The organism is Streptomyces sp. NPDC048442, assembly GCF_040651475.1.
In the GTDB taxonomy this organism is placed as follows: domain Bacteria; phylum Actinomycetota; class Actinomycetes; order Streptomycetales; family Streptomycetaceae; genus Streptomyces.
The window spans coordinates 54,765-70,534 of the sequence record NZ_JBEZKB010000012.1; the positions used below are offsets into that span (position 1 = coordinate 54,765).

15 protein-coding genes, 1 pseudogene and 1 riboswitch are annotated in these 15,770 nt (G+C 70.6%); of the genes and pseudogenes, 6 read left to right on the forward strand and 10 right to left on the reverse strand.

Features of this window, described 5'->3' with window-relative positions; all coding sequences use genetic code 11:
* Positions 1 to 8 precede the first annotated feature (8 nt).
* On the reverse strand, positions 9 to 587 hold the full coding sequence (thpR, locus tag AB0D18_RS19480; RefSeq protein WP_362419637.1) for an RNA 2',3'-cyclic phosphodiesterase: 579 nt from the start codon (positions 585 to 587) through the stop codon (positions 9 to 11).
* A gap of 269 nt (positions 588 to 856) precedes the next feature.
* On the opposite strand from thpR, the gene AB0D18_RS19485 reads away from it, so the two are divergent.
* Both AB0D18_RS19485 and AB0D18_RS19490 read left to right on the forward strand, forming a co-directional pair.
* A complete protein-coding gene (locus AB0D18_RS19485) occupies positions 857 to 2,113 on the forward strand; it encodes an LCP family protein (RefSeq protein ID WP_362419640.1) in 1,257 nt (418 codons plus the stop codon).
* A 231-nt stretch (positions 2,114 to 2,344) separates the two neighbouring features.
* On the forward strand, positions 2,345 to 2,905 hold the full coding sequence (locus tag AB0D18_RS19490; RefSeq protein ID WP_362419643.1) for an HPP family protein: 561 nt from the start codon (positions 2,345 to 2,347) through the stop codon (positions 2,903 to 2,905).
* A gap of 26 nt (positions 2,906 to 2,931) precedes the next feature.
* Here the strand turns inward: AB0D18_RS19490 and AB0D18_RS19495 are convergent, their stop codons facing one another.
* The 4 genes from AB0D18_RS19495 to AB0D18_RS19510 all read right to left on the reverse strand — a co-directional run bounded on the left by AB0D18_RS19495 (position 2,932) and on the right by AB0D18_RS19510 (position 6,453).
* Positions 2,932 to 3,954 (reverse strand): ABC transporter substrate-binding protein, encoded by a 1,023-nt coding sequence (locus AB0D18_RS19495; RefSeq protein WP_362419646.1) that lies wholly within the window; start codon positions 3,952 to 3,954, stop codon positions 2,932 to 2,934.
* Positions 3,955 to 3,968: 14 nt separating this feature from the next.
* On the reverse strand, positions 3,969 to 4,748 hold the full coding sequence (locus AB0D18_RS19500; RefSeq protein ID WP_362419649.1) for an ABC transporter ATP-binding protein: 780 nt from the start codon (positions 4,746 to 4,748) through the stop codon (positions 3,969 to 3,971).
* Positions 4,748 to 5,770: an iron ABC transporter permease gene (locus tag AB0D18_RS19505; protein ID WP_362420105.1), complete on the reverse strand. Its 1,023-nt coding sequence runs from the start codon at positions 5,768 to 5,770 to the stop codon at positions 4,748 to 4,750. The genes AB0D18_RS19500 and AB0D18_RS19505 overlap by 1 nt, the downstream gene beginning before the upstream one ends.
* Positions 5,771 to 5,983: 213 nt before the next feature.
* Positions 5,984 to 6,127, reverse strand: a riboswitch (cobalamin riboswitch).
* The gene (locus AB0D18_RS19510; RefSeq protein WP_362419652.1) at positions 6,100 to 6,453 is read right to left on the reverse strand and encodes a hypothetical protein; all 354 of its coding nucleotides are present in this window, start codon (positions 6,451 to 6,453) and stop codon (positions 6,100 to 6,102) included. (Overlaps the previous riboswitch by 28 nt.)
* Here AB0D18_RS19510 and AB0D18_RS19515 point away from each other — a divergent pair.
* A complete protein-coding gene (locus AB0D18_RS19515; protein WP_362419655.1) occupies positions 6,430 to 6,690 on the forward strand; it encodes a hypothetical protein in 261 nt (86 codons plus the stop codon). The two genes, AB0D18_RS19510 and AB0D18_RS19515, sit on opposite strands and share 24 nt — an antisense overlap.
* A 36-nt stretch (positions 6,691 to 6,726) precedes the next feature.
* On the opposite strand, the gene AB0D18_RS19520 is transcribed toward AB0D18_RS19515, so the two are convergent.
* Genes AB0D18_RS19520 through AB0D18_RS19535 form a run of 4 tightly spaced genes read right to left on the reverse strand, consistent with a single transcriptional unit; the run spans position 6,727 to position 11,385 of the window.
* Positions 6,727 to 7,767: a glycosyltransferase family 4 protein gene (locus AB0D18_RS19520; protein ID WP_362419658.1), complete on the reverse strand. Its 1,041-nt coding sequence runs from the start codon at positions 7,765 to 7,767 to the stop codon at positions 6,727 to 6,729.
* Positions 7,764 to 8,804: an NAD-dependent epimerase/dehydratase family protein gene (locus AB0D18_RS19525; RefSeq protein WP_362419661.1), complete on the reverse strand. Its 1,041-nt coding sequence runs from the start codon at positions 8,802 to 8,804 to the stop codon at positions 7,764 to 7,766. Before AB0D18_RS19525 ends, AB0D18_RS19520 begins: the two co-directional genes overlap by 4 nt.
* A 38-nt stretch (positions 8,805 to 8,842) precedes the next feature.
* Complete coding sequence (locus AB0D18_RS19530; protein ID WP_362419664.1) at positions 8,843 to 10,360, reverse strand: nucleotide sugar dehydrogenase; 1,518 nt, start codon at positions 10,358 to 10,360, stop codon at positions 8,843 to 8,845.
* A gap of 41 nt (positions 10,361 to 10,401) precedes the next feature.
* Positions 10,402 to 11,385 carry a glycosyltransferase family 4 protein gene (locus tag AB0D18_RS19535; RefSeq protein ID WP_362419667.1) on the reverse strand — a complete coding sequence of 328 codons (984 nt, stop codon included), beginning with the start codon at positions 11,383 to 11,385 and terminating at the stop codon, positions 10,402 to 10,404.
* Between the two features lie 542 nt (positions 11,386 to 11,927).
* On the opposite strand from AB0D18_RS19535, the pseudogene AB0D18_RS19540 reads away from it, so the two are divergent.
* Both AB0D18_RS19540 and AB0D18_RS19545 read left to right on the forward strand, forming a co-directional pair.
* Positions 11,928 to 12,665, forward strand: a pseudogene (locus AB0D18_RS19540) (SDR family NAD(P)-dependent oxidoreductase); the annotation flags it as partial.
* An 83-nt stretch (positions 12,666 to 12,748) separates the two neighbouring features.
* Complete coding sequence (locus AB0D18_RS19545; RefSeq protein WP_362419670.1) at positions 12,749 to 14,374, forward strand: class I adenylate-forming enzyme family protein; 1,626 nt, start codon at positions 12,749 to 12,751, stop codon at positions 14,372 to 14,374.
* A gap of 40 nt (positions 14,375 to 14,414) precedes the next feature.
* On the opposite strand, the gene AB0D18_RS19550 is transcribed toward AB0D18_RS19545, so the two are convergent.
* A complete protein-coding gene (locus AB0D18_RS19550; RefSeq protein ID WP_362419673.1) occupies positions 14,415 to 14,708 on the reverse strand; it encodes a phosphopantetheine-binding protein in 294 nt (97 codons plus the stop codon).
* 123 nt (positions 14,709 to 14,831) lie between these two features.
* Here AB0D18_RS19550 and AB0D18_RS19555 point away from each other — a divergent pair, with 123 nt between their 5' ends.
* Positions 14,832 to 15,716 (forward strand): 3-oxoacyl-[acyl-carrier-protein] synthase III C-terminal domain-containing protein, encoded by an 885-nt coding sequence (locus AB0D18_RS19555; protein WP_362419676.1) that lies wholly within the window; start codon positions 14,832 to 14,834, stop codon positions 15,714 to 15,716.
* Positions 15,717 to 15,770: the final 54 nt, after the last annotated feature.

Sequence of the window (15,770 nt, forward strand, 5' to 3'; positions counted from 1 at the left end):
GGCCACCCTCACCCCCCGAAGGTCCACGCCTCGATGTCCCGGTAGTGGATCGGCCCCGGGCCGCGGCCGATGTTGCTGCCCACGAGGTGCAGGCGTTCGGCCTGCCAGCGGCGGCCGGTGAAGCCGGTGAGTCCGGCGGCGGCCTCGGCTGCGGCGGTCCGGTCGGTGCGGCGGGCACGAGCCAGGGTCAGATGGGGGCGCAGCGGCCGGCCCTCGAACGGAATGCCGCAGTCCGTGACCACGGCCCGCACCTCGGCGGCGAGCTGCCGCAGCCCGTCGAGGTCGCCTTCGATGCCGCTCCACAGCACCCGGTCGTCGAAGTGCCCGCCACCGCACAGCGCCAGGGAGAGCGGTCGCCGGGACGCCGCGAGGTCCGCGAGCGGCGGGCGCAGGAGCGCGGCGGCGGCGACCGGGACCTCGCCGAGGAACGCCAGGGTGATGTGCCAGTCCTCGATGCGGTTCCACCGCATGCGCGGGTGCGCGTCGTAGGCGGGGCGCAGCGCCTGTTCGAGTTCCTCCTTCGCCTCGTCGGGCGGGGCGAGAGCGATGAAGACGCGTACGGTCGCGGGCCGGGAGTCTGCGTTCACAGGGGAATTCGTACCGTATGCGGGTGGTGCGGCCGCGTCCGGCCCCCTTTGCGCGCCTTGTCGTGGGCCTTGCGTACGAGGGCAAATTTTGCTTCCCCTTACATGGACACAACGGGAAGCCAATGTGGGCTTTTCGTGTGCAACCCTTCTGCGTGTTCGAATGTCTGACCTTGCAACGTCCGGCGCCGGACGTGCACGAAGTCGACATTCCCATTCCCCGTTCCATGGCGGCAGGGGGCACGCGGGCATCACGAGGAGTTGAGAAACACATGGGCAACCGTGGCAGGAACGACCGGAGTGACCGAATACGGTCCACCGGCAGCCGCCGGAAACAGACCGGCGGGCGGCGCGCCCAGCAGAGCGCCCCCGGCGGGCAGGACAGCCTGCACGGCGAAGACCCCACCCCCGAGTACGGCGGTCGTGCCGCCGCCCGTCGCGCCCAGTCCGGGGGCAGGGGACGTGCGGCGAACCGTCGCGGGAAGCGCAGGCCCCGCAGCAGATTCGCGCTCCTGCTCTGGGCTCTCGCCGGTGTGGTCCTCGTGGGCGGTGTCGGCCTCGGCTGGGCGTACTTCACGCTCGACGGGAACCTCAAGAGCGTCGACATCGACGGTGCCCTCGGCAGCAGCAGACCGCCGGAGACCGACAACGGCTCCCTCGACATCCTGGTCCTCGGCTCCGACTCGCGGCAGGGCGACGAGAACAACAAGTACGGCAAGGACGTCGGCAACGCCCGCTCCGACACCGCGATGATCGTGCACATCCACAAGGGGAACGAGAAGGCCAGCGTCGTCTCGATCCCCCGCGACACCCTGGTCTCCCGCCCCGAGTGCCAGGGCCGCACCAAGCTCCGGCCGGCCGCCGAGCGGCAGATGTTCAACACCGCGTTCGAGATCGGCGGGCCCGTCTGTGCGGTGAAGACCGCCGAGCAGCTGTCCGGCATCCGCATGGACCACTACCTCGAAGTCGACTTCAGCGGCTTCAAGAAGCTCGTCGACACCCTCGGCGGCGTCTCCCTCACCACCAACAAGGCGATCAAGGACCCCAAGAGCCACCTCGATCTCCCGGCCGGCACCAACCAGCTGAACGGTGAGCAGTCCCTCGGTCTCGTACGTACGCGAAAGAGCGTCGGCGACGGCAGCGACCTCGGCCGCATCCAGCTCCAGCAGGCGTTCGTCAAGGCCCTGATGGACCAGCTCAAGGACATCGGCGTCTTCAGCAACCCGAAGAAGCTCTACGACCTCGCCGACACCGCCACTCAGACACTCACCACCGACTCGGAGCTCAGCTCGGTGACCTCCCTGATCGCATTCGCCAACAGTCTGACCGGCATCGATCCGAAGAACATGAACATGATCACGCTGCCCATCGACTACGACATAAAGGACAGCGACCGCGTCGTCCCGCTGAAGGAACAGTCCGACCTGCTCTGGCTGGCGCTCCGGGCGGACAAGCCGATCCCCCCAGGGGTCACCGACGACTCGGCGGGCAACAAGGTCGACGCGGGCAAGGTCGTCGTGGGGAACTGAGCAGCCTCAGCAGGCAGGCGGCCCCGCCACCCTCGTCGAAGCAGGCCACGGGCGTGGGGCGATGCTCATGTGTCCGTCCTTCCGCCCCCGGCCGTACCGGCCCCGGCCCTGGCCCCGGCTTCGGCCCAAATCCGGGCGGCGGGTAGATTTTCGGGCTGATCCTCCGTACACCTGCCGCCCGCCGTCCACCGCCTGCCGCCTGCCGCCTGCCGCCTAGGAAATGCGCTTCCCATGAGTCTCGACGCCGCCCAGCGTCCCGCATCCGACCGCCCTGCTCCACCGGAGCCCGAGGTGCGCCGGTGGAGGATCGTGGGCCGGGCTCCGGCGCGGCCGGCGCCGGCTGCCGCTCTGCACAGTGTCGGCGTCGCCACCGCCGTCCTGCTGGGGCTCGTCGCCATCGGTGCGGCGATCCACGAGCCCGTACTCATACCCTCCCTCGCCGCGAGCGCCGCGCTCGTGCACAGTGCGCCGACCATGCCGCTGGCCCAGCCCCGCAGCGTGATCGTCGGCCACCTGCTGGCGGCCGGGGTCGGCTACGGCGTGCTGGCGGCGGTGGGCAGCAGCGCCTGGGCCGCCGCCGTGGCGGCCGGGCTCACCCTGGCGCTGATGACGCTCGCGCGCACCCCGCACTCCCCCGCGTGCGCCACCACCGTGGTCATCGTGCTCCAGACGCCGGCCCCGGTCAGGTTCGTACCGCTGCTGATCGGGGCCGCTGTGCTGGTGGTACTGACGGAGTACGTCGCCTCCCGGCTGCGGCGCAACGCACCGAAGTACCCCGCCTACTGGTGGTAGTTCCCAGGGCCTGCTGAGGGTGGCTCTCAGGAGCCCGCGGCCCGGAACTTCTTCAGGTCCGCCGCGAGCGACGCGATCGCGGCGGGGTTGCGCGGGCTCTCCACCAGTTCCGCGTAGTCGAGGACGACGATCCGGTCGTTCTTGATCGCCGAGACGTTCGCCAGCGGCGGGTAGGACTTCAGGAACTTCCGCTTCTGCTCGGCGGTGGTGTCCCCGTAGTTGTTGATGACGATCACCTCGGGGTCGCGTTCGACGACGGTCTCCCAGCCCACCGTCGCCCAGCTGTCCTTGAGGTCCTTCATCACGTGGTCGCCGCCCGCCCTGGTGATGATGTCGTGCGGCGCGGCGTACAGACCGGAGGTGAACGGCTTGTCCTGCCCGCCGTCGTAGAGGAAGACCCGCGGCCGGTCGGCTCCCTTGAGCGCTCCGGCCTGCGCGCCGGCCACCTGTCCCCGGAACTTCGTGACGAGGGCCTCCGCGCGGTCCTCCACGTCGAAGATCCGGCCCAGGTTCCGCAGGTCTGTGTAGAGCGCGTCGAGCGGCGGCATCACGCCGCGGGCCGTGCCGCCCCGCCCGTTGCGGCAGGACTCGCTCAGGAGGTACGAGTCGATGCCGACCTTCTTCAGGTCGGCGGGGGTGAAGCCCTCGCCCTCGTTGAAGCCGTAGTTCCAGCCCGCGAAGACGAGGTCGGCGCGGGCGTCGAGGGCCATCTCCTTGTTGATCTGCTTCTTCGAGAGCCATGTGACCTTGCTGTAGCCGGCCTTCCAGGGCACGGAGTCGAGGTCGCCCTTGTCGTCGGGCATCACGAAGCCCGCCATGTTCTTTTCGAGGCCGAGCGCGAACATGATCTCGGTGATGCCGACGTCGTTGGTGACCACGCGCTGCGGGGCCTTGGCGTAGGTCTTCTTCTCGCCGCAGTTGTCGACGGTGACGGGGTAGTGGCTTCCGGCGGCCTTGTCGTCGGCGGCCGGCGTGACCTGTGCGCCGCAGCCGGTAAGAGCGACGGTGGCGAGGGAAGCGGCGACGGTGACGGCGGGTCGTATGCGCATGGGGCCGTGGTTCCTTACGGGGTGGCGGGCAGGAGGCGGTCGAACAGCAGCTGTACGGCGCCGGACTCGGGGTGCGGCACGCGGTGCGCCCGTACGCCGAAGACCTCGGCCAGCAGCTCGGGCGTGAGCACGTCGTGCGGGACGCCGTGGGCGACGATCCGGCCCGCGTCGATGACGTACAGCAGATCGCAGTGGAGGGCGGCGAGGTTGAGGTCGTGCAGTGCGGTGAGCACGGTCAGGCCGCTGCCGCGCACCAGGGCCAGTACGTCGAGCTGCTGGGCGATGTCGAGGTGATTGGTGGGCTCGTCGAGGACGAGCACCCGTGGCTGCTGGGCAAGCGCGCGGGCGATCAGGACGCGCTGCTTCTCGCCGCCGGAGAGGGTGACGAAGCCGCGTCCCGCGAGGTGGGCGGCGCCGACCCTGGCCAGCGCGGTCTCGCACACCTGCCGGTCCTCGTCGGTGGTGCGGGCCACCGACCGCTGGTGCGGCAGCCGTCCCATCGCCACGACCTCGGAGACAGTGAAGTCGAACTCGGCGACCGCTTCCTGGGGCAGCGCGGCCAGCCGCCTGGCGCCTTCGCGCGCGGTCATCGCGTGCAGGTCGTCGCCGTCGACGAGGACGGTTCCGCCGACGGGACGCAGCGCCCGGTAGACGCAGCGCAACAGGGTCGACTTCCCGCTGCCGTTGGGGCCGACGAGCCCGACGAGCTGCCCGTCGTCGGCGTGCAGCGTGACGTCCTCGACGAGGCGTGCCCCGGCGATCTCGACGGTCAGTTCGTCGATGTCGATACGCATCACACGCCTCCGAAGCTGTACGAGTTGCGGCGCATCAGCAGCACGAAGCACGGCACGCCGATGGCCGCGGTGAGGACGCCGACCGGGAGTTCGACGGGGGCGAGCACCGCGCGGGACAGGATGTCCACCCAGACCAGCAGGACCGCGCCCATGAGCGGGGCGACGGCGAGCAGCCGCCGGTGGTCGGCGCCGACCAGCATGCGTACGGCGTGCGGGACCATCAGGCCGACGAAGCCGATCGCCCCGCTGACCGCGACCACGGCGCCCGTGACGGCCGCGGTCACCAGGAACAGCTCCTTGCGCAGCCGTCCCGCGTCCACGCCGAGCGAGGCGGCGGTCTCGTCGCCCATGGCGAGGGCGTTGAGGCGGCGCGCCGACCACATGAGGTGGGTGAGGCCCGCCAGTACGGCGGTGGCGGCGATCGGTACGGAGGCCCAGTTGGCGCCGCCGAGGCTGCCGAGCAGCCACATCATCGCGGAGCGGGCGGCCTCGCCGCGTTCGGCGGCGAAGACCATGAAGGTGGTGATCGCCGAGAAGCCGTAGTACATCGCGGTGCCCGTCAGCACGAGCCGCAGCGGTGTCAGCCCGCGTGGCGTGCGGGCGATCGCGTACACCAGCGTCATCGCGAGGAGCGCGGAGCCGAAGGCGGCGGCGGACAGCGCCCAGACGCCGAGCGCGCCGAGCGCCCCGAAGAGCAGCACCGCGTTGGCGCCGACGGCCGCGCCCGACGAGATGCCGAGGACGAACGGGTCGGCCAGTGCGTTGCGCACCATGGCCTGCACGGCGACGCCGATGCCGGAAAGACCCGCCCCCACGACGGCGGCCAGTACGGCGCGCGGGAAGCGCAGTTCCCAGACGATGGTGTACGCCGGAACCTGCTCGGCGGATATGGTCCCGCCGCTCAACCCGGCCCACAGGTACCGCAGCACCTCGCCCCAGGTGAGCCCGGAAGCCCCGATGCCCGCCCCGCAGACCAGGGAGAGCAGGAGGGCGGCCCCCAGGACGACGACGAGCAGCGGCACGGACGCGCGCCGTGGCGGCGCGGGGCCGGCGCCGGCGCCGGCAGGGGTCGCATGCGAGGACGCGGTCGGCTGGTGTTCTGCGGTCGGCTGATGTTCGACGGACGTGGCCACGGGCGGTTCGCTTTCGCCTCGGGCCGTGCGCTGCGCGCCGGAAGCAGCGGCCCGGGACGCGGGGCGCCCTGTGCAGCACCTCTCGCAGTCCACGGCGAATTGACAGGAGCCTTCACCGCCGCGGGTAATCGGGCTCACGGAGCGTTGAGTCCACTCCGTCTACCGTTGCGGGTCAGCGCCGGACTCTCACCGGACTTCCCCCGCGGGGCGTCTGCAGCTTAACGCGTCGACCTGGCGGTATCCGCAGCCGCGGTCTCCCGGGACGGCTCGGCGAGGGTGGCACGGCGGAGGGCGGGGAGGGCCGCGGCAACGGCGAGCGTCGCGGCGACGCAGACCAGGCCGCCGGTGATCACGGCGGTGCGGGCGGTGGTGAGTTCGGCGAGGAAGCCGAGGCCCGCGTTGCCGAGCGCAGGGGAGACCGAGGCGGCGTCGATGAGGAGCAGGCCGACGAGGAGCCGGTGCCCCCGCACGTACCGCACGCCGTCCGCCACGGCCGCGAACGACTGGCTGACCCCCTTGCCCGTACGGCGGTGGCGGCGGGAGGCAGCGTGGAGCTGCAGGACGTCCTGCACGACCGCCCGCCCGCCCACCTGGGCCCCGCGGACCTGGAACACCTGCGACCGTCCTGGCTGCACCCGGCGGCCGAAACGGACACGGCGGGAACGGGCGCGGAGACGGACGTGGAGCTGCCGTATCCGAGCCGTCTCGGCGGGCTCAAGTTCCCTTCCCCCGACGCCCGGTTCGAGTTCTCGCTCACCCTCCTCACCGAGGGAGTCGCCGCACTCGCGCAGCAAGCGAAAGCCATCTGACCCGCCGCGCGGGAGCGGGCGGTCCAGGCGGCCCGCTCAGTCCCCGTAGCGCTCCAGCACGTCGAGCATCGCCTTCGGCTTCTGCCAGATGTCGCGTTCCTTGTGGGCCCAGTCGGACGCGGCCCGGCCGAGTGCGCGGGCCTCGTCGCGGTGGGCCGCCACCCAGCGCAGGCGCCGGGCCGTCGCCGCGACGTCGGGGACACCGCGTACTCCGCAGTGCCCCAAGTGCGGTTCGTACACGTCCTCCCAGTGCGACGGCGGTACGGCCAGTACGAGGTCGCCCGCGTCCCGGCAGACGTCGCCCTGCCCCTCGGACGACAGCGCGACCACGGGCAGACCGGTCGCCATGCCCTCGATCAGGGGCAGCCCGAAGCCCTCGCTGCCCAGCGCGAGCAGCACGTCGGCCCGCTCGTACCAGTGCAGGATGCCGCGGGTCGGCTCGTTCTCGTCCACGATCGTGACGCGGGGGTCCTGTGAGGTCAGGCCGCCGCGCCCCTCGGCGCCGAAGCGCGCCTTGATCACCAGGCGGGCGGTCGGATCGCCGTCGAAGGCCAGTCGCCAGGCGTCCACCGCCTGGGCGACGTGCTTGCGCGGTACGACCGTGCCGACGACCAGCGTGGTGATGCCCGCGCGCTCGGGGCGCGCCACCCAGGGGTACACGTCGGCGTCGACGCCGTCCGGGGTGACCTCGATGGGCACGGTGATCCCGCTGGCGCGGAACATGTCGGCGACGAACCTGGTCGGCACCATCAGGGCCCGTGCGCGGTTGAGCGGTCCGACCCAGCTCGCGGGCAGCCGGCTCGACTCCCACATCGTATGGATCAGGTGCGGGCGCGAAGCGAAGCGTTCGAGCTCCGGCCGCACCCACGAGTTGAAGAGCAGCGGGCCCGGTTCGAGCCCCCTGGACGCCGCCACGACGTCGAGCATTTCCGGGGACAGCCCGGCCTTCTCCAGTTTGAACGGGACCAGGTTGACCCGGACCCCGAGCCTGCTGAGGCCGACGACGATGTATTCGGAGATGCCCGCGTAGCCGTCGTGCACGTAGAACTCCCCCGCCAGGTTGACCGATCTGCTCACCGGTCGACCACCGTGAGTTCGCTCTCGCGCACCCATGCGAGGACCTCGTCCACCATGACGCCGAGCGGGGTGTCGGCGGTGAAGCCCAGCACCTCCGCGGCCTTCCGGGTGTCGGGCTTGCGGACGCGCACGTCGTCGGGGAAGGCCTCCTCGTGCCGGAGCACCAGCGGCTCTCCGGGGTTGACCCGGTTCCAGACGAACTCGGCGAGTTCGGCGATGGTGCACCCGTGCTGTCCGGAGAGGTTGAAGTCCTCGTTGTGCGCGGCCTGAGACTCCATGGCCAGGACGATGCCGCGGGCCATGTCCTTGGCGTGGGTGAAGGTGCGGAACTGGCGTCCGTCGCCGAGGATGCGGAACGGGTTCTCCCGTCGCAGCGCCCGCTCGACGAAGTCGGGGATGACGTGCCCGCGCACCATGTGCTGCTGCTCGCCGGAAGAGGTGCTGCCGTGCGTGGCGTGCCGCTCGCCCGCGCCGACGCAGTTGAACGGGCGGACGATGGTGTACGGCAGGCCGTACTGGGACCAGGCCGCCCTGGCGTAGTACTCGACGGCCAGCTTCTGGAATCCGTAGGCGGTGGCGGGCGGCGCCACGACCCGCTCGTCGCCCTCCCGGAATCCGCTGCCCGCGTGGCCCTCGTACACCATGGAGGAGCTGACGTAGGTGACCTTGCGGAGCTTTTCGCCGTGCCGCCTCATGCCGACCTCGGCCGCCGCGCCGACCAGCTGGTTGTTGGTGGCCAGGATGTCGTAGGCGAGGTCCTTCATGTACCTCACGCCGCCGATCAGGGCCGCGTTGGCGATGAAGTGGTCGCAGTCCTCGGACAGTTCGTACAGCAGGTCCTTGTCCGCCGCGTCGCCGACCACGCTGGTGAAGCGCTCGTGCACGGGGGGCGTGCGGGCGGGCTGTCCGTACTTGGAGAGGTTGTCGAGGCCGACGACCGTACAGCCGCGTGCCAGCAGTTCTTCGACGACGTACCCGCCGAGGAAGCCGGCCGCTCCCGTCACCAGGACCTTCACGTTGTTTCCCTTCTCGTGCACCGCGTTCACTGTCTCTCGGTCCCGTCCGGCCGGCCGCGTCACGACGACCGCGCCAACCGGCCCTCGCCGAAGGCGAGGTACTCCACTTCGCCGCTGAGCGCCGCACGGTCGTGGGCGTGCACCGCCCAGGCGTCGTACACGATGCCCGGGCTCGCCATCCGTTCGGAGAGCCAGTGCAGCGAGAGTTCGGCGTACGACTTGTGGTTGGTGCCGATGACGACCAGGTGCGCGCCGTCGACGGCCTCTTTGACCTCGGTGTACGGCTCGTACCCCAGGGCCCGTTGCCTGGCGTGCGGCACCAGCGGGTCGTGCGCGCGTACGGTCGCCCCGCCGAACCTCTCGCGCAGTCGCGCCATGATCTGCACGGCGGGAGAGGAGCGTTCGTCGTCCGTCTCGGGGTGGCCCTTGAAGGCGACACCGAGCAGGGCGACGGTCAGCGGTCCCGGCACGGCCAGCCGCGCCATCCGGTCCGCCACCCGGTCGGCGACCTGGTCCGGGGTGGCCCGATGGGCGCCGGTGACGCCGTCGAGCAGGGCGGACCCCGGTGATCCGTGGTCCTGGAAGGCCCGGGCGAGTATCGCCGTGTCCTTGGGCAGGCAGGAACCGCCGACCGGCCCCGCGGTCGGCATCACCCCGCGGGCGTATCCGGTCGCGGCGGCGGCCCGGACCTCTCGGGAGCTGACGCCCACGCTTTCGCAGAGCCGCGCGAGTTCGTTGGCGAAGGCGAAAAGCGAGTAGCGGTACGCGTTGCAGGCGAGCTTGGCGATCTCCGCCGTCTCCAGGGTGGAGACCTCGACGATGTCGGGGGTCAGGGTGCGGAACAGGGCGGCGGCCCGCCCGGCCGCGCTGGGTGTGCTGGCGGCCACGATCTGCGGCAGGCTGCGCAGTTCGTGCACGGCGACGCCCTGGACGGTCCGCTCGGGGCAGAAGGCCAGCTCGACGTCCCGGTGCGTACGGAGTCCGGCGAGCAGTGCCCTGGAGGTGCCGACCGGCACGGTGGAGCGGAGTATCACCAGGTTCCCGTCCACGGCGTGCTCGGCCACCGAGCGGACCGCGCCCTCCACTTGGGTCAGGTCGGGGACGCCGCTCTCGTCCACCGGGGTACCGACGCACACGATGTACGTGTCCGCCGCCAGGCCCGACGGTACGGAGCCGGTCACCGTGAACAGTCCGCTGTCGACCGCCCGGTCGAGCTCCAGGCCGGCTTCGTGGACATGGGGCTGTTTACGGGCCAGTTGCTCGCGGACCGCCGGGTCGCGCTCGACGCCGATGACCCTGAGGCCCTGTGCGGCGAGGGTGACGGCGAGGGTGAGTCCGACGTATCCGAGGCCGATCACACAGACTGCGCCCGGTCGCTGTTCCCTGCTGTGGTTGATGTCGGTCCCCTTCAGGTCGGTTTCGGTGCCCTTCGGGTCGGCTTCTGTGCCCTTCGGGTCGGTGACGGTGCTCTTCGGGTCGGTGACGGTGCTCTTCGGGTCGGTGACGGTGCCCTTCGGACCGGTTTCGGCGCTCCTCGGGCCGGTGTCGGCGCCCTTCGGACCGGTGGCGGCGCCCATTGCCGCGGCTCCGTCCCTTCCGGTCGGGCCCGTGCCGCCGGTCACCGTGCCCGCAGCGGGCGCGAGGGCCGCATGTGGGTCTCCATGACGTCGAGCAGGGCCGGGCCCTTGTGCCACAGATTGCGGTTCTTGTGCACCCACTGCGATGCGGCGACGCCCCGCTGGGCCGCCTCCTCACGGTGGTCTGCCACCCACCGCAGTTGCTTGGCGACCTCCTGTACGTCCGGCACGCCGCGCACCCCGCACCGCCCGTAGCCCGGTTCGTCCGCGACCTCCCAACTGCCGGGCGGCACGGCCAGTACGAGGTCGCCCGCGTCCCGGCAGACGTCGCCCTGCCCCTCGGACGACAGCGCGACCACGGGCAGACCGGTCGCCATGCCCTCGACCAGGGGCAGCCCGAAGCCCTCGCTGCCCAGCGCGAGCAGCACGTCGGCCCGCTCGTACCAGTGCAGGATGCCGCGCACCATCTCCTGGTCGTCGATCAGTCTGATCCGCGGGTCGTCGACGCTGAGACCGTGCGCCCTGGCCGTCTGGAACCGGGACTTGATGATCAGGCGGGCGGTCGGATCGCCTTCGAAGGCCAGCTGCCACGCCTCGATCGCCTGGGCGACGTGCTTGCGCGGCAGGACCGTGCCCACGACCAAGGTCGTCACGCCCTCGCGCTCCTGGCGCTCGATCCACGGGTACAGCTCCGGGTCGACGCCCTCGGGAATCACCTCGACGGGGACGGTCACACCGCTGGACCGGCAGACGTCGGCCACGAAGCGGGTCGGTACGACGACGGCCCTGGCGCGGTTGAGCTTGCGCGGCCAGTCGGCGGGCAGTCGACTCGACTCCCACATCGTATGGACGAAATGCTCGGTGTGCGCATAGAGCTCGAGTTCGGGTTCGAGCGCCGCGGAGAAGAGCACCGGGCCTTCCCGGTACGGGGTGGAATGCGCCAGCAGGTCGAGCATCCCCGGGGACAGCCCTTCGGGAAATACCTTGATGGGGATGATGTTTACCCGGGCGCCTTCTTTGCTCATTCCTAGCGCCGCGTACTCGGCCAGACTTCCGTAACCATCCGCTACGAGAAAGTGCGCCACTAAATTAACGGGCACAGGGACGTTCTGATTCACGATGCGACCGGCCTGCTTCCACTGGTGAGTACCTGGCGCGCCGCCGCGACCGCCCACTACTCACGGGTAGAAGGGGAGGTCGAAGTACGCGTCGGTACGCGAGGGTTGAACGGCGCGAGCGTGCCCAGGACGGTTCGGCCAGCGCCGGTACTCAAGCGAGGTCTTTGGAAGCTAAGTAACTAATTCGCTTTAGTCAAGCAATCCAAGAGGGCGGGATTATGTGCTGGTTTGCTCCGCTATGCCTCTTGTGGGAATTGATCCTTGACGTTACGCACGAGGACGCTCTAACGTGACGGTCGTTTCACTCGGCACGCACATCTAGGCAAAATCGAAGTCAAGGAAACAGCTCCTATGTTTCGATTCTTTTCAGTCACCCATGCCCGGTTGCCGCAGCCCATCCGAAAGGCGTGTCGAATTCAGAGCTGCCAGGGGGGACCGGTGGAACACCCGTGAACGGTCGAACAGCCGTGGTGACGGGCGCCGCCGGCGGAATCGGGTCGGCCACGGCCCGTCGGCTGGCTCGGCAAGGCGTCGCGGTCGCCCTCGCCGACATCGATGTCACCGGCATCGAGCGGCTGGCGTCGGAGATCACCGCCGAAGGGGGCCGTGCGCTGCCCGTGGCGTGCGACGTCTCCGACCCGCGTCAGGTCAGGGCCATGGTGCGGACCACGACCGCTGAGCTCGGCGGGCTGCAGATACTCGTCAACAACGCGGGCGTCCTCAGGGACGCCACCGTCCACACGATGTCCGAGACGGACTGGGACGGGGTGCACTCGGTGAATCTGCGCGGGGCCTTCCTCTGCGCCCGCGCCGTCCAGAAGCACATGGCGCGAGCACGCTGGGGACGGATCCTCAACCTGTCGAGCGTCTCCGCACTCGGCGGCCACGGCCAGGCCAACTACGCGGCCGCCAAAGCGGGTCTGGAAGGGCTGACCCGTGCGCTGGCCGTCGAGTTCGGCCCGCTCGGCATCACGGTCAACGCCGTGGCCCCGGGGTTCATCGCGACCCCGATGACCGCACGGACCACCGCACCCGGCGGCGGTCCGCGGGCGGCGGCGGTCGCCGGGATCACCCCGGTCCGCAGGGCAGGGCTCCCGGACGACGTCGCGGCGGTCCTCGCCTTCCTCGCCGGAGACGGCGCCTCGTACATCACGGGCCAGACGATCCACGTCGACGGCGGACTGTCCCTGGGCGGGCTCACGACCGGCGGACCTCCACCGGCGGGTCCGTCGACTTCCGGACACATCACGGCACTTGAGGGGGGTCACTGATGCATCAGCAGGTGGAAGAGCACGCGGCCTTACGCCCGGACACCCCGGCCGTACGGGTGCTCACCGAGGACGGCCGGTGGCACAGTACGAGCTGGCGCGAGTTACGGGACCTCGCCGCCGGGGCGGCCCGGTGGGCAGGCCGCACGGCCGGGCTCGACTCGCCCGTCGTCCTGGTGCTCGACAACTCCGCCGAGAGCCTCGCGGTGTTCCTGGGCCTCACGGCCGCTTCGGTGGACCTGCTCTGCCTGGAGGCGAACAGCTCGCACCTGAACGCCGAACGGTCCGTCGCCCGGCGGGTGGGCGCGCGGCACGTCATCGGGCCCGACGGCGACAGCGGCATGACGCCGCACACGGAGCTGACGCCGTATGCGGAGCTGACGTCGCACACGGAGCCGACGCCGTATGCGGAGCTGACGCCTTATGCGGAGTTGCTCGGAAACCCGGGCGGCCCGTTGCGCGCCCCGGACCGCAACCCCGAGATCCTGGGCGTGACTTCGGGCTCCACGGGCGCGCCCCGGATCGTCCGCCAGCACCTCGCCAACATCGAGCGCGGCGGTCGCCTGTACGGCGAGACCTACGGCTACACGCCCGCCGACCGTCTGCTCGGCCCGATCCCCATGGCGCACTCCTTCGGCATGATGGGCCTGCTCGCCGGCGCACTGACGGCCGGGGCCCAGATCGTCACCGTGCCCCGCTTCAGCGTCAGCGCGGTGCACACCGCGATCGCCGAGGGCGCCACGGTACTGCTCGGCACTCCCCTGATCTACCGCATCCTCGCGATGGCCTCCCCGCCCACGGGAAGCGGAACGGCGCTGCGCGCCCTGCTGTCCTCGGGCGGCCCGCTGCCGCCCGGGACCCGAGAGCGGGCGGAGCACGTCTTCGGCCTGCCCGTGCACCAGATCTACGGCAGTACGGAAGCCGGGGTGATCGCGTGTCAGTACGACCGCGAGGAGCCGTGGCCGGAAAGGGTCGCGGGCCGGATCCACCCCTCGGCGGCATGGCGGATCGCACCCACGGGGGCCGAAGGGGAGCCGGAGTCCACGGCAGCACCTACCGGGACCGGCGCGGGAGCCGTCACCGGACGGCTCCTCGTCCGCACCACGATGCTGTTCACCGGCTACCTCGACGACGTGGACACAGATGTGGACGCGTCCGAAGGGGACCACGCATCCGCAGGGGACGCACCCGCGAGGGACGTGTTCGACGAGGACGGCCTGTACGACACGGGCGACCTGGTCACGATCGACGCCTCCGGGGTCCTCACCGTACTGGCGCGCAAGAGCACCTTCATCAACGTCGGCGGCCGAAAGGTCGACCCCGGCCGGGTCGGCGACGCCCTCGGCACGCACGCCGACGTACTGGAGGCGCATGTCTTCGGACACGAGGAGGACGGCGAGGAGTCGGTGCACGCGGCCGTCGTGCTGCGCGGCCGACAGGGCGGCGTCGAGGACCTGTTGACGCATCTGCGCGGCAGGCTGGCGGCCTACGAGGTGCCGCACCGGGTCCACGTCCTGTCCGCACTGCCGCGCACCACACTGGGAAAGCCGGACCTCACCGCGGTGAAACGTGCCTGCGCGCTCCTGCCCGCGGGAGCTGCCCGCACCCCGGTCGGGGACCGGCCGTGACCGGCCCCCGACCCCGACGGGAGTCGGCTCGGGTGGCGGCTCAGCCGGTCTCCCCCTCGATCACCGCCGCGAGACGTTCCGGGCTCGGGCCGTCGAAGGCGGCCGTCACCAGGGCCGCCTGCAGCCGGTCGGCGGCCGGCCCCTCGGTGGGCTGCCAGCGGGCGACGAGCCTGCTGACCAGTGCGACGGCGCGCAGTGAGTCGCCACCGCGGGCGAAGAAGTCCTCGTCCGCGGAAAGCGGCGCACAGCCGAGAATCTCCCCCATCTCCTCACCGACGATTACGGATATGCGACCGAAATTACTGACTGCCCCGTGGGCTGCTCCGTTGACCATGTCCGCAATGGTATGCACACCGCACCGGGAGAAACACCCGTACCGCCGTGCGGAGTTTCCGGGGAGGCTCCGTTGACGGCACTCCTGGAGGTCGCGGGTTACTGTCCCGAAAGGCGGGTTCCCGTGCGGGAGTTCCTCCAGAAGGACCAGGTTCCCGATGCGCACATCGCGGTTTATGAAAGGTATTTCGGCTTCTCCGAGGTCCGTATCGACGAGGAACCCGGTCCGGCCCGCCAGCTCCTGCGCGCGGCCGAACGGCTGGACGGACTCGCGGGCCAGGAACACCGCGTCCGATACGTGCTCCAGGCCCGCACCATGCCGGTGGCCGACCCCTATCCGGCGAGTACCGTGCACGAGGTGCGGGACGCTCTCGGGCTGCGCGGGGCCCAGGCCTTCTGCGTCACCCAGCACGCCTGCGCATCGGCCCTGCTGGCCGTGGAACTCGCAGGTCGGCTGCTGGCTGCGGACGGCGATCGGGAGGCGCTCGCGCTGGTCCTCACGGGCGAGAAGGTGTTCACCGCCAGTGCCCGGGTGATCCCCGACACCGGGGTGATGGGCGAGTGCACGGCAGCCGTCCTGGTCGGCGCCGACGGCCCCCGCGACCGTCTCCTCGGCTACGCCACGCAGATCAGGGGGGAATTCGAGGGCGGAATGTCCATGACCGCCGATGCGGCCGAGGAATTCCGCAAGGTCTATCCGGAAGCGCTGGCCGAGGTCGTGCGCGCCGCCGTGGAGAGCGCCGGCCTGACCATGGACGACATCGATCTGGTACTGCCGCACAATGTCAATCGAATGTCCTGGCTGCCGGTGTTCCGCAACCTGGGAATTCGAGGGACCAAAAAGCTCTTCACGGACAACCTCCCCGAGATCGGGCACTGCTTCGGAGCCGATGCCTTCCTCAACTACCTGACGGCCCGGGAAAAGGGCAGGCTGCGCCTGGGCCAGCGGTACGTGATGACCTCTGTCGGACTCGGCGCGACTTTCTCGGCGATGGTGTTCGAGCACTGAAAGCGAGTGGAGAAGGGTGCGTAAAAGGAAGGTGCGTAAAAGGAAGGTGTACGG

Bases quoted from the DNA above. Each gene is read 5' to 3' on its own strand.
- AB0D18_RS19500 (WP_362419649.1), bottom strand. From the start codon at position 4,748: ATGCGTATCGACATCGACGAACTGACCGTCGAGATCGCCGGGGCACGC.
- AB0D18_RS19495 (WP_362419646.1), bottom strand. From the start codon at position 3,954: ATGCGCATACGACCCGCCGTCACCGTCGCCGCTTCCCTCGCCACCGTC.
- AB0D18_RS19535 (WP_362419667.1), bottom strand. From the start codon at position 11,385: ATGAGCAAAGAAGGCGCCCGGGTAAACATCATCCCCATCAAGGTATTT.
- AB0D18_RS19550 (WP_362419673.1), bottom strand. From the start codon at position 14,708: ATGGTCAACGGAGCAGCCCACGGGGCAGTCAGTAATTTCGGTCGCATA.
- AB0D18_RS19545 (WP_362419670.1), top strand. From the start codon at position 12,749: ATGCATCAGCAGGTGGAAGAGCACGCGGCCTTACGCCCGGACACCCCG.
- AB0D18_RS19485 (WP_362419640.1), top strand. From the start codon at position 857: ATGGGCAACCGTGGCAGGAACGACCGGAGTGACCGAATACGGTCCACC.
- AB0D18_RS19490 (WP_362419643.1), top strand. From the start codon at position 2,345: ATGAGTCTCGACGCCGCCCAGCGTCCCGCATCCGACCGCCCTGCTCCA.
- AB0D18_RS19530 (WP_362419664.1), bottom strand. From the start codon at position 10,360: ATGGGCGCCGCCACCGGTCCGAAGGGCGCCGACACCGGCCCGAGGAGC.